The sequence below is a fragment of the Bradyrhizobium sp. SZCCHNR1043 genome (assembly GCF_032489675.1).
Lineage (GTDB): Bacteria > Pseudomonadota > Alphaproteobacteria > Rhizobiales > Xanthobacteraceae > Bradyrhizobium.
Genome location: NZ_JAUEYN010000009.1, coordinates 251,974 through 263,692 on the forward strand (window position 1 = coordinate 251,974; position 11,719 = coordinate 263,692).

The window sequence follows — 11,719 nt, forward strand, 5'->3', positions numbered from 1 at the left end:
AAGGTCTGCCCTCCGAAACCGTCATTTCCGGATGCCTGATCCCGCTGGAACGGGGCCGGAGCTGACGGCCGAGCCAGCGAAAGCACCACGCCATGTCCAAGGGACTGATCGACCTGATCTCGATCCTCGATCTCGAGCCGATCGAGGTGAACCTGTTCCGCGGCAACAGCCCGAAGACGAGCTGGCAGCGCGTGTTCGGCGGCCAGGTGATCGGCCAGGCGATGATGGCGGCGTGCCGCACCGTCGAGGGCCGGCTGCCGCATTCGCTGCACTGCTATTTCATCCTGCCCGGCGATCCGCAGGTGCCGATCATCTACCAGGTGGAGCGCCTGCGCGACGGCAAGAGCTATGCGACCCGGCGCGTCACCGCGATCCAGCACGGCAATGCGATCTTCTCGATCATGGTGTCCTTCCACAGCGACGAGGACAGCGCATTCAACCACCAGGACAAGATGCCGGACGTGCCGCCGCCGGAGAAGCTGACGGCGGAGGAGATCTCCAAGCAGCCGATGTTTCAGGAGGTCTTCCAAAGGATGCCGGACTTCATCCGCCGCTACTACGAATCCGACCGGCCGATCGAGCTGCGCCCCGTCGAACTGAACCGGTACTTCGGCCAGAAGATCGAGGATGGCCGCATCAACGTCTGGATCAAGACGGCGGCCAAGCTGCCCGATGATCCGGCGCTGCACATGTGCGCGCTGGCCTATGCGTCGGACTTCTCGCTGCTCGACGCGGTCATGGCGCGCTATGGCCGCACCTTGTTCGACAAGCGCATGATGCCGGCCTCGCTGGATCACGCGATGTGGTTTCACCGGCCGTTCCGCGCCGACGAATGGCTGCTTTATGCGCAGGATTCGCCGAGCGCGCAGGGCGGCCGCGGGCTGACCCGCGGCTCGATCTTCAAGCCCGACGGCACGCTGGTCGCCTCCGTCGCGCAGGAGGGCTCGATCCGCGAGCGCCGGTAAGCTGCGCCCGTTCTAAATAAACACGTTAGATAGCCTGCAGTGACGCCCTTGGAGAAACAATTCCCAGCGACTTGAGAAAGAGTCCAAAGGACAGCCCTGCTGACATCGATATCTCGCTCAGCCAGCGCCAAAAGATCAAGCTCAGCGCGATATTGACGATGGCGACGACTGAAACAGAGAAGACAGAGAAGTAAGCTTGTCTAGCGGCATCGCCGCGTTTGCTATTCCAGCTCCCTCTGAAACACATCATCAATGCCAGTAATGGTGGCAAGATCAGTACGGGAACGGTCGCAAGCACCCAGATCAGAACCGCGGGGTCCTGCAGATAGGCCCCGGCCCGTCCAACCCAATACCGGAACTCAGATCTCACGCGGCTCGAAATATTTTCGACGGCAGTGACGCTGCCGCAATAGCCACATGTCAGCGCGCCTTCGCTCAAAGCGGAGCCGCAGGACGGGCAGCTCTGAAAGGAAATATTGGGCGCAGCTTTCGTCATACTGGCTGGCCCGACTGCAGGCGACGCAGGTATCGCAGGTTCATGTCCTTCGCCGTCGCGTAGGCATCGATCATCGACCAAATCCAGACTGTCCATCCCAAAAAGATGAACCACAGAGCTATACACCCAATCAGCATCAGGATTCCTTTCCCGACTCTGCCGCAGTACATTTGACCCGCACCGCAGAGGAGAAATGAAAGGAACAGAGCGACGCCCGGCGATTTCGCGCCGAAGGCTCCGGTGTCGTCGAGAAGAACGGCTGTCGGCGCCATCTGGTTGGTTATCTGGACAACGGTGGAGCCGGCTGCAGCGGAGATCGGCGGAGCTTGCGGCGGAGCCCGGTTGAACAGCGAGGCGAGACGAAGGTCTTGCCCAGCCAAGGACCAAGCCTCGCTACCAACCGCGAGAACTTGGGTCGACTTGTCGATGCGGCCTTCCTTGACGAACTCACCCAGGCGGTGGCCGGTGTAAGGGCCGTAGGTCTGTCCATTGATATGGACGTGCCACTCCGCATCCAGCGGATGGGGCGGGGCATCCAGTGGCACTGCGGAAACGGGACTTGTGCTGGAAGGAAGGGGATTGATCTCGGGAATATTGCCCACGGTTTCTCTCCAAAATAATGTTTTTCGTGGCACATGAGCCGCAAAGCGTCGTTCAATCTGAGCGCGGGGTCGCTGCAATGAGTCGCGCTCAGACTAGCTGTCCGAACGATATCCAAGCAATAGGCGATCAAATATCGCTTAACGCTGCGCTCTTTTTGTGCCATTTGCCTAGGAACAGGCCACAACAGCCGTTCGACGCCTGCCTCAGAAGCAGGCTGCCCAGACCCGAGGAAACCAAGGCCAGCCCATGAAGCTCGTCGTCGCGATCATCAAACCCTTCAAGCTCGACGAGGTGCGCCAGGCCCTCACCGCGATCGGCGTCCACGGCATGACCGTCACCGAGGTCAAGGGCTACGGCCGCCAGAAGGGCCATACCGAGATCTACCGGGGCGCCGAGTATATCGTGAACTTCCTGCCCAAGCTGCGCATCGAGATCGCGGTCAACTCCGACATCGCCGAGAAGGCGGTCGAGGTGATCACGACGCACGCACGCACCGGCCAGATCGGCGACGGCAAGATCTTCGTGACGCCAATCGATCATGCCCGCCGCATCCGCACCGGCGAGACCGACACCGACGCACTCTAAGCCCGTCAAGCAGCCGCAACGGCTGCGCGCCCGCCGCAACGGCGCGGCGGACTGCAAGATCCTAACATCTGACATGCCGGGGGGACTGTCATGGAGACCTGCGCGTCTCGTTGCCTGCGCGCGTCTGCAGCATTGGCTGCAGCGGGCGCGATTGCCTTCACCACGCCCGCAGCAGCGGCAGCGCCGTCCACGATCGAACCGGCCGACACCGCCTGGATGATCGTCGCCACCGCTTTGGTGCTGATGATGACCATTCCGGGTCTGGCGCTGTTCTACTCGGGCATGGTGCGCAAGAAGAACGTGCTGGCGACGATGGCGCAGAGCCTCGCAGCCGTGATGCTGATCTCGATCCTGTGGGTCGCATTCGGCTACTCGCTGGCCTTCGTCGGCGACGGCACCTGGATCGGCTCGCTCGACCGCGCCTTCCTCGCCGGCATGGGCATGGACAGCGTCCATCCCGGCGCCAGGACGATCCCCGAGTCGCTGTTCATGCTGTACCAGATGACGTTCGCGATCATCACGGTGGCGCTGGTGGCGGGCTCGGTCGCCGACCGCATGCGCTTCTCGGCCTACCTCCTGTTCAGCATCGCATGGTTCATCTTCGTCTATGTGCCGCTGGCGCATTGGATCTGGGGCGGCGGCTTTCTCGCGCAGGCCGGCGTGGTCGACTTCGCCGGCGGTCTCGTCGTGCATCTCTCCGCGGGCACCGCGGGATTGGTCGCGGCGCTGGTGATGGGACGCCGCCAGGGCTATGGCAGCGAGAACCTCTCGCCGTTCGATCTGTCGCTCGCGGTGGTCGGCACCGGCCTGCTCTGGGTCGGCTGGTTCGGCTTCAATGGCGGCTCGGCGCTCGGGGCGAATGCGCATGCGGTGATGGCGATCCTGACGACGCATCTGGCCGCTTGCGCCGGCGCCGTCACCTGGGGCGCGCTGGAATGGTCGACGCGGCGCAAGCCGTCGGTGCTCGGCATGATCTCCGGCGCGGTGGCCGGCCTCGGCACCATCACGCCCGCGTCCGGCTTCGTCGCCCCCTGGCATGGCCTGGTGATCGGCGCGCTCGCCGGTATCATCTGCTACTGGGCCTGCACCTCGCTGAAGCACCGCTTCAACTATGACGATTCGCTCGACGTGTTCGGCGTCCACGGCGTCGGCGGCCTCACCGGCACGCTGCTGGCCGGCGTGTTCGCGACCGCCGCGATCGGCGGCACAGCCGGGCTGATCGAGGGCAACCCGAAGCAGCTTGCGGCCCAGCTCTACGGCGTCGCCGTCACCCTGGTGTGGTCGGGCGGCGTCACCTGGGGGCTCCTGAAGTTGGTCAGCGCCTTCGTGCCGCTGCGGGTGTCGCGCGAGCACGAGCTGGAAGGACTCGACATCTCCCAGCATGGCGAGGCGCTGCAATAGCTGCAGCAATTGGCGCCAATTGACCTGTTCGGCGTCGCGGGATTCTGCCCGCGCGGTGAGCAGCATTGTGTCTTGAGCCTGACATGCGTAACTTTTGCGCATGCCTGCCCATTCCTTGAGCGCGACGGAATAGCGCAGCCTTTGATGCCCCCGGTGAGGGGTGAAAAGGTCAGGATTCACCGCTCGTTAGCCCTGACCAGCCGTCTGGCACGGCATTTGATTCTATCGCTCCCGGCTGTGCCCGCGTCGTGAAGCTCTCTCCGCGTGGTGAACCTCAGTCGACAGGAAGCGCTCGGTAACGTCCGTGCCGGGCCCAAGCGGGGATAGGACCCATGAAAATTGTTATGGCGATCATTAAGCCATTCAAGCTCGAAGAAGTCCGGGACGCCCTGACCGCCATCGGCGTTCATGGTCTCACGGTGACGGAAGTGAAGGGGTACGGCCGTCAGAAAGGTCATACGGAAATCTACCGCGGCGCCGAATATGCGGTGAGCTTCCTGCCCAAGATCAAGATCGAGGTCGCGATCCCCTCCGACCAGGTCGACAAGACCATCGATGCGATCAGCTCGGCCGCCAAGACCGGTCAGATCGGCGACGGCAAGATCTTCGTCATCAGCCTCGACCACGCCGTGCGCATCCGCACCGGCGAAGCGGACGCTGCGGCCCTTTGATTTCGCGCTCAAACCAGAACACTTACGGAGTACAATAAAATGACGTTCAAGCGTCCAACCAGCGCGGGATGGGTTACGCTCGCAATTGCAGGGCTCTGCGTCGCAGGCCTCGTCGATGTGGCGTTCGCCGAGGACGCGCCTGCCGCCGCTGCCGCAGCCGCCCCCGTTCCCAACAAGGGCGACGTCGCCTGGATGCTCGTGTCCAGCGCCCTCGTCCTGATGATGTCCATCCCCGGCCTCGCGCTGTTCTATGGCGGCCTCGTCCGCACCAAGAACATGGCCTCGGTCCTCACGCAGGTGTTCGCCATCGTTGCGATGGTCGGCGTGATCTGGACGCTCTACGGCTACTCGCTCGCCTTCACCGACGGCGGCAGCATGACCTCGTGGGTCGGCGGCTTCTCCAAGGCCTTCCTGCACGGCGTCGACGCCAACTCGACCGTTCCGACCTTCTCGAACGGCGTGGTGATCCCGGAGCTGGCCTACTTCGTGTTCCAGATGACCTTCGCGATGATCACCCCGGCCCTGATCGTCGGCGCCTTCGCCGAACGCATCAAGTTCTCGGCGGTGATGCTGTTCATCCTGCTCTGGGTGACCTTCATCTACTTCCCGATCGCGCACTGGGTCTGGTTCATCGCAGCTCCCGATGACATCGCTGCTGCTGCCAAGGCTCTCGCTGCCGCTGGCGACGCTGCCGCCAAGACCGCTGCCCAGGCCAAGCTCGACGAAGTCACCGGCGCTGTCGGCTGGCTCGCCGGCGCTGGCGCCCTCGACTTCGCAGGCGGCACCGTCGTTCACATCAACGCCGGCATTGCCGGTCTGGTGGGCGCGGTTCTGATCGGCAAGCGCACCGGCTACGGCAAGGAGCTGATGGCTCCGCACTCGCTGACCATGACCATGATCGGCGCCGCGCTGCTGTGGGTCGGCTGGTTCGGCTTCAATGCCGGCTCGAACCTGGAGTCGAACGGCGTCACCGCGCTGGCCTTCGTCAACACCATGGTCGCCACCGCCGGTGCGGCGCTGTCCTGGCTGCTCTGCGAATGGGCGGTCAAGGGCAAGCCCTCGCTGCTCGGCATCTGCTCGGGTGCGGTCGCAGGCCTCGTCGCCGTCACCCCGGCCTCCGGCTATGCCGGCCCGATCGGCGCGCTGGTGCTCGGCCTGATCGTCTCGCCGGTCTGCCTGTTCTTCGTCTCCACCGTGAAGAACGCGCTCGGCTATGACGACGCGCTCGACGTGTTCGGCGTGCACTGCATCGGCGGCATCATCGGCGCTCTGGCCACCGGCATCCTGGTCAACCCGGCGCTGGGCGGCGTCGGCATCACCGACTACACCAACATCACCGGCAACAACGCCGGCACCTACGACTTCGCCACGCAGATGCTGGCGCAGCTCAAGGCTGTCGTCGCCACGCTGGTGTGGTCGGGTGTCGGCTCGGCGATCCTCTACAAGGTCGTCGACGTGGTCATCGGCCTGCGCCCGACCGTGGAGCAGGAGCGCGAGGGTCTCGACATCACCGACCACGGCGAGCGCGCCTACAACTACTGAGTTCTCCCGGGACTTGGTCGTACGCGACCGGGTCCGCAACTTCGGTTCGGGCAAATACCCGGCAATGCCCTGACCGTTGAGGGGCTCCAGCGCAAGCTGGGGCCCCTTTCTTTTTGTTTGGATCGTGAGGGCCGAGCGCGCGCCAAATAACCGGTGTCGTCCCTGCGAACGCAGGGACCCATACCGCGCGATGTTTGTAAGAGGCAGGCTGCGAGTCCCGTGCAAGACAACTGAACCCTGTGGTTATGGATCCCGGGTCGGCGCGCTTCGCGCTTGCCCGGGACGACAGCTGTGGTTGGCGCGCCCGGCGTTGCCTCCGAGAAGCAGCTCGAAGGCGAACGATCTCGTTCTCGCGACACGATGCGCCCGAGCTGTGCTGAAACTCACCGCCCTCGAATCATGAGGGCGCAGGGAAGGCCGGGCGCTGGCCGCGCCCGTGGCCCGCCAGCGAAAGAAAATGCTGGCGGCAGGTACCACAGGTCTGGCCGAACACACCCGGTGGATTCAATTGGTCGTCGCAACACTCGATGAGGAGGTTGCGATGGGCATTCGAAAGAAACGGTCAACGCGGGGCAAGCTGGGATCATTGGGGCGCCCACCAGTTGCGGGGCGTGCGGAACAGCAGAAATTTTGGCGTGGGATTGCCGCTGGATTGAACAGCGAGAATGCTGCGCTGGCTGCTGGATTATCGGATGCTGTCGGCCCCCGATTATTTCGAAAAGCGGGCGGCGTGGCACCGGCAATGTTCCGACCTTCAGCGAAGCCGCTCTCCGGACGGCACCTCTCCTTTTCTGAGCGCGAAGAGATTGCGCTGCTGAATGCGCAGCGCCATTCTGTACGAGAGATAGCACGGCGCCTCAATCGGTCTCCCTCGACCATCTCCCGTGAACTCGATCGCAATGCAGCCACGCACGGCGGCAAGATGGCCTATCGGGCGACGGCCGCCCAGTGGCATGCAGATCGATCGGCCCGGCGTCCTAAGCCGAGCAAGCTTGCAAGCAACGCCGCCTTGCGCGCTTATGTTGAAGAGCGGCTTGCAGGGTTTGTCGCGCCTCCAGGCGGCGTTCGGCGGAAGGCCGGTCGTGCGGGCTCTAGCCAGGATCAGGGGTGGACGAAAGCGTGGAGTCCCGAGCAGATTGCCCGGCGCTTGCCGATCGACTTCCCGGATGACGAGGCGATGCGCATCAGCCACGAAGCCATTTACCAGGCGCTTTTTGTTCAGGGCCGAGGAGCGCTGAAACGCGAGTTGTCGTCCTGTTTGCGAACGGGACGTGCGCTGCGCGTGCCCCGAGCGCGTACGCGGAAGCGCAGCAAAGGCTTCATATCGCCGGAGATCATGATCAGTGAGCGTCCGGCCGAAGTCGCGGATCGAGCTGTGCCGGGACATTGGGAAGGAGATCTGATCGTCGGCTCCGCCAGCTCGGCAATCGGCACGCTGGTCGAACGCAGCACGCGGTTTACAATGCTCCTGCACCTTCCACGGTTGCCGGGGTTTGACGACGGCCCACGTACGAAGGATGGGCCTGCGCTCTCCGGACACGGAGCTGAAGCGGTACGCGATGCGATCACGCGCACCATCGTCACCTTGCCCAAAGAACTCCGCCGCTCGCTAACCTGGGATCAGGGGACCGAAATGGCTCAACACAGTGACCTCAAGATCGATACAGACCTTCAGATCTACTTCTGCGATCCAAGAAGCCCCTGGCAACGTGGCACGAACGAGAACACGAATGGCCTGCTGCGGCAGTACTTCCCGAAAGGTACCGATCTGAGCGTCTACGATGCTGACGAGATCGCCGCCGTGGCCGCAGCGCTCAATTCCCGACCGAGAAAGACGCTAGGATGGAAAACTCCAGCAGAGGCGCTTGACGAGCTGCTGTCACGAATGAAAACACTGGGTGTTGCGACCACCGCTTGAGCCCGCCCCCGGCCCTCCCTGCGCAACGGTTTGAACGGCTGCTTCGCGTTCTCCTTGGCGCGCCGGGCTTGTTGGCCACCATCACGAGCGCGACACGCTAGCATCAGCACCCGCTTGATATCAGCATCGGGATATCAGGACCGCGCGACTTGACCGTGCGTGCATCGCCGTTCGTCCGCGCAGACTGAACTACGCTGCGGCAACACACGCCCATCGCCTCCCACTGCCAACGGTCCGTGACGGTCGCGAAACGCCCCTCATGCGGCAACAGGATGCGCGGAAATGTGAAGGTGATTTGCCCGACGACACAAGCCGGCGCGGCTGCGGCAAACTAACTCGACGGGCAATTGGCGCATGTCGGGAATGCGGAAACTGCCCGACGGGCAACCGAGCAGGCTTTGATCCGCACAATAGCGCGGGGGATGCCAATCCGGTTGCAGCGGCAGAAAACACAGCTTAGCAATACTGTTCGCTGGCTCCGGCTGATTTTAAGAATTGGAGCCCGGCCGTAACAGCGATCGCCGCTGCAGCCGGCACATGGGGGATCAGGATGAAGCATCGCTGTCGGTACGTCGTCGTCGCCTCCGCCATTTGGCTCACCGCCGCAGCGCCGCCATCGGCAAGAGCCCAAGCGACATCACAGGAGTCCTTGGCGGCCGCGAAAGAGCTGGTCTCCGTGATGCATATGAATGACCAGGCGACAGCCCTGTTGCCGATCGTTCTGAAGAACCTGAGACCGACGATCGTCCAGGGGCGCGCCGAGGTCGCTCTGCAATATGATGCGTTGATCCCGAAGTTCACCCAGGCCTTTCAGGGCAGGGTTTCCGAATTCTCGGATGCGATCGCGGTCATCTATGCCAGGAACTTCTCGGCGGACGACCTCAGGACCATGGCTGAGTTCTACAGGACCCCGACAGGTCAAAGAGTCCTGCAGAAGCTGCCGTCCGTCACCCAGGAGTCGAGCATTGCCGGGCAGAAATTTGGTCAAGCTCTCGGCGAAGAGATCAGGAAGCAGATGGTCGATGAACTGAGGAAGAGAGGTCTCGATCTCTGATCCCAACTCCCGGTCGTCATGCAGCGGCGCGCCCTGCGACATAACCGGCGCGACGGGCAATTTCCGTATGACAGGCTTGTGGTCCGTCCCGCCTCGCCATCACCGGGAAGCCGAACCGAGACGTCCACGGTCATGCCCCCGATGGCGGGCACGACACCGGATTGCAGGCTCAAACCTTGCCGCGGCCGATAGGCCGGCGAACGACAACGCGGGTCGATGGTCAGCTCATGCGCCTTCGAACTTGAACGACACGTTGAGCTTGGCCCGATAGGCTTCGACTTTCCCCTTCGCATCGAGTTGCATGTCGAGCTTGACGACTTCTGCAACGCGCAGGTCCCGGAGTGTTTTCGCCGCCTGCTCGACGGCGTTGGTGGCTGCCCTTTCCCAAGATTCGCTGCTGGTACCGATCAGCTCGATGACTTTGTAGACGCTGTCAGACATGTCGGTCTCCTGTTCGGTATGGAGCAGGAAGCAGGTGCTCCCTGCTACAACTGAACGTAGCATCACAGCGCGGCGCCTGAAAGGACGCAGCCTGCCCATGGCAGCCGCAGGTCCGAAGCTACCACGAATGGCGCTAACGCCTTGCGCGTCTCACAAGCCCTTGCGCCCTACACGCCGCCCAGCTTGCAGATGTGCTTCCATTCCGCAGGCGTGACCGGCTGCACCGACAGCCGGGACTGCTTCACCAGCGCCATCTCGCTCAGCGTCTTGTCGGCCTTGATCGCGGCGAGCGTCACCGGGGTCTTGAACGCCTTGTGCGCCTTGATGTCGACGCAGACGAACTTGCCGGTCTTGTCGGTCGGATCGGGATAGGCTTCCTTGATGATCTCGGCGATGCCGATGATCTCCTTGCCCTCGTTGGAATGGTAGTAGAAGGCGAGGTCGCCCTTCTTCATCGCCACCAGATTCTGCCGCGCCGTGAAGTTGCGCACGCCGGTCCAGGCTTCGCCCTTGGCCCCCTTCGCCACCTGCTGGTCCCACGACCACACCGAGGGTTCGGATTTCACCAGCCAGTAGTTCATATGTGCAAGATCCTCAGATCACGTCGCGCCAGTCTCGAGCGGAATACGGCCTCGCTCGGCGGCCGGATCAAAGAAGACGACAACGGCCGGGTCAACACCTTAGAGCCGGGGCGCTGCGCTTTTGCCCAGCGATGACGCGGCGCCGGTCTCTGCGCTCAACCCTCATGCTGAGGAGCGCCGCAGGCGCGTTCAGGCGATGCTCTCGCATCGCCCCGAGAACCATGAGGCCGGATCAGGGCCTCCCCCTTCGAGACGCCCGCCTGCGGCGGGCTCCTCAGGGTGAGGGGTGAATGTGGTGCGCAGCCAGAACGCTCACTCCTCCGCCTTGAACGGGCGCATCATCAGCGCCTCGATCGCGGCGTCGATCGTCACCGCGCCCGCGAGGATCGCGGCAACGGCCTGCGCCACCGGCATCTCGACGCCGCGGGAGGCTGCGAGCTCGACCAGGACCGGCGCGGTGTATTGCCCCTCGGCAAGCTTGCCCGCGGGCAGCGGCTCGCCGCGGCCGAGCGCGAGGCCGGCGGCGAAGTTGCGCGATTGCGGGCCGGCGCAGGTCAGGATGAGGTCGCCGAGGCCGGACAGGCCGGTGAGCGTTTCGCTGCGGGCGCCATAGGCGCGGCCGAGCCGCACCAGCTCGGCGAAGCCGCGCGTGGTCAGCGCCGCCAGCGCCGAGGCGCCGAGCTTGCGGCCGGAAACGATGCCGGCAGCGATCGCCAGCACATTCTTGGCGGCGCCGCCGATTTCGACGCCACGCACGTCGGTGGAGTGATAGGGCCGGAAGGTCGGCGAGCCCAGCGCATGGACGAGATCGGCCGCAAGCGCCTCGTCGGGCGCGGCGAGCGTCACCGCGGTCGGCAGGCCGCGCGCGACGTCGTCGGCGAAGCTCGGACCCGAGAGGATCGCGGGGATGCCGTTGGGCGCGGCTTCGGCGATCACTTCCGTCATGAATTTATGGGTGCCGTGCTCGATGCCCTTGGCGCAGGCGACCAGCGGCGTGGCGGGTGCAAGCAGCGGGGCGAGATGCATGACGGCGCCGCGCAGATGCTGCGCGGGGACGACGATGAGGATGGCATCGGCACGCGCGGCCTCGGCGAGATCGGCGGTGACGGCGATGCGCGACGCGAGGGGAATGCCGGGAAGGCGCGGGTTCTCGCGGGCAGCAGAGATGCGCGCGGCGTGGTCGGCATCGCGGGCATAGAGCGTGACGTCACGCCCGGCGCGCGCCGCGACAGCGGCGAGCGCGGTGCCCCAAGCACCGGCGCCGATGACGGAGATCGTTTGGAAGCGAGTCATTCGCCGCGGATTCGGCTGCGCTCCCTCCCACCTTGCGGGGGAGGGTTGGGGAGGGGGGTGCCACGAGCGAGAATTTTTATGGAGCCACCCCCACCCCCGACCCCTCCCCGCAAGGGGGAGGGGAGCGCACCGCGTGTGGTGCAGGAGCTTGCCACATCACAGCCAAGGG

Annotated in this window: 12 protein-coding genes; 7 read left to right on the forward strand and 5 right to left on the reverse strand. The window is 64.2% G+C overall.

Annotated elements, in window-relative coordinates; translation table 11 throughout:
• The first annotated feature begins 92 nt into the window (after nucleotides 1-92).
• Nucleotides 93-965 carry an acyl-CoA thioesterase II gene (tesB, locus tag QX039_RS17710; protein WP_315770610.1) on the forward strand — a complete coding sequence of 291 codons (873 nt, stop codon included), beginning with the start codon at nucleotides 93-95 and terminating at the stop codon, nucleotides 963-965.
• A gap of 25 nt (nucleotides 966-990) precedes the next feature.
• Here tesB and QX039_RS17715 read toward each other — a convergent pair whose 3' ends face one another.
• Together QX039_RS17715 and QX039_RS17720 are read right to left on the reverse strand one after the other, a co-directional pair.
• Nucleotides 991-1,461, reverse strand: a complete 471-nt coding sequence (locus tag QX039_RS17715) for a zinc ribbon domain-containing protein (protein WP_315770611.1) — start codon at nucleotides 1,459-1,461, stop codon at nucleotides 991-993.
• Nucleotides 1,458-2,063, reverse strand: a complete 606-nt coding sequence (locus QX039_RS17720) for a GYF domain-containing protein (protein ID WP_315770613.1) — start codon at nucleotides 2,061-2,063, stop codon at nucleotides 1,458-1,460. The genes QX039_RS17715 and QX039_RS17720 overlap by 4 nt, the downstream gene beginning before the upstream one ends.
• A gap of 247 nt (nucleotides 2,064-2,310) precedes the next feature.
• On the opposite strand from QX039_RS17720, the gene QX039_RS17725 reads away from it, so the two are divergent.
• From QX039_RS17725 to QX039_RS17750, 6 genes are all read left to right on the forward strand, one after another.
• Nucleotides 2,311-2,649 carry a P-II family nitrogen regulator gene (locus QX039_RS17725; protein ID WP_172112996.1) on the forward strand — a complete coding sequence of 113 codons (339 nt, stop codon included), beginning with the start codon at nucleotides 2,311-2,313 and terminating at the stop codon, nucleotides 2,647-2,649.
• 90 nt (nucleotides 2,650-2,739) lie between these two features.
• Nucleotides 2,740-4,050, forward strand: a complete 1,311-nt coding sequence (locus QX039_RS17730) for an ammonium transporter (protein WP_315740633.1) — start codon at nucleotides 2,740-2,742, stop codon at nucleotides 4,048-4,050.
• A gap of 332 nt (nucleotides 4,051-4,382) precedes the next feature.
• Nucleotides 4,383-4,721, forward strand: coding sequence for a P-II family nitrogen regulator (locus QX039_RS17735; RefSeq protein WP_006611147.1), 339 nt, complete (start codon nucleotides 4,383-4,385; stop codon nucleotides 4,719-4,721).
• 39 nt (nucleotides 4,722-4,760) lie between these two features.
• Nucleotides 4,761-6,263 (forward strand): ammonium transporter, encoded by a 1,503-nt coding sequence (locus QX039_RS17740; protein ID WP_315740632.1) that lies wholly within the window; start codon nucleotides 4,761-4,763, stop codon nucleotides 6,261-6,263.
• A 541-nt stretch (nucleotides 6,264-6,804) separates the two neighbouring features.
• Nucleotides 6,805-8,181, forward strand: coding sequence for an IS30 family transposase (locus QX039_RS17745; RefSeq protein ID WP_315715219.1), 1,377 nt, complete (start codon nucleotides 6,805-6,807; stop codon nucleotides 8,179-8,181).
• Nucleotides 8,182-8,731: 550 nt separating this feature from the next.
• Nucleotides 8,732-9,235 carry a DUF2059 domain-containing protein gene (locus QX039_RS17750; protein WP_315740501.1) on the forward strand — a complete coding sequence of 168 codons (504 nt, stop codon included), beginning with the start codon at nucleotides 8,732-8,734 and terminating at the stop codon, nucleotides 9,233-9,235.
• 225 nt (nucleotides 9,236-9,460) lie between these two features.
• Here QX039_RS17750 and QX039_RS17755 read toward each other — a convergent pair whose 3' ends face one another.
• The 3 genes from QX039_RS17755 to QX039_RS17765 form a co-directional block, all read right to left on the reverse strand.
• Complete coding sequence (locus QX039_RS17755) at nucleotides 9,461-9,676, reverse strand: dodecin family protein (protein ID WP_315740500.1); 216 nt, start codon at nucleotides 9,674-9,676, stop codon at nucleotides 9,461-9,463.
• Between the two features lie 167 nt (nucleotides 9,677-9,843).
• A complete protein-coding gene (locus QX039_RS17760; protein WP_315740499.1) occupies nucleotides 9,844-10,257 on the reverse strand; it encodes an EVE domain-containing protein in 414 nt (137 codons plus the stop codon).
• 312 nt (nucleotides 10,258-10,569) lie between these two features.
• Nucleotides 10,570-11,550 carry an NAD(P)H-dependent glycerol-3-phosphate dehydrogenase gene (locus tag QX039_RS17765; protein WP_315740498.1) on the reverse strand — a complete coding sequence of 327 codons (981 nt, stop codon included), beginning with the start codon at nucleotides 11,548-11,550 and terminating at the stop codon, nucleotides 10,570-10,572.
• Nucleotides 11,551-11,719: the final 169 nt, after the last annotated feature.

Coding starts and splice junctions, on each gene's coding strand:
- QX039_RS17750 (WP_315740501.1), top strand. CDS start 8,732: ATGAAGCATCGCTGTCGGTACGTCGTCGTCGCCTCCGCCATTTGGCTC.
- QX039_RS17725 (WP_172112996.1), top strand. CDS start 2,311: ATGAAGCTCGTCGTCGCGATCATCAAACCCTTCAAGCTCGACGAGGTG.
- QX039_RS17740 (WP_315740632.1), top strand. CDS start 4,761: ATGACGTTCAAGCGTCCAACCAGCGCGGGATGGGTTACGCTCGCAATT.
- tesB (WP_315770610.1), top strand. CDS start 93: ATGTCCAAGGGACTGATCGACCTGATCTCGATCCTCGATCTCGAGCCG.
- QX039_RS17765 (WP_315740498.1), bottom strand. CDS start 11,550: ATGACTCGCTTCCAAACGATCTCCGTCATCGGCGCCGGTGCTTGGGGC.
- QX039_RS17715 (WP_315770611.1), bottom strand. CDS start 1,461: ATGACGAAAGCTGCGCCCAATATTTCCTTTCAGAGCTGCCCGTCCTGC.
- QX039_RS17735 (WP_006611147.1), top strand. CDS start 4,383: ATGAAAATTGTTATGGCGATCATTAAGCCATTCAAGCTCGAAGAAGTC.
- QX039_RS17755 (WP_315740500.1), bottom strand. CDS start 9,676: ATGTCTGACAGCGTCTACAAAGTCATCGAGCTGATCGGTACCAGCAGC.
- QX039_RS17730 (WP_315740633.1), top strand. CDS start 2,740: ATGGAGACCTGCGCGTCTCGTTGCCTGCGCGCGTCTGCAGCATTGGCT.
- QX039_RS17745 (WP_315715219.1), top strand. CDS start 6,805: ATGGGCATTCGAAAGAAACGGTCAACGCGGGGCAAGCTGGGATCATTG.
- QX039_RS17760 (WP_315740499.1), bottom strand. CDS start 10,257: ATGAACTACTGGCTGGTGAAATCCGAACCCTCGGTGTGGTCGTGGGAC.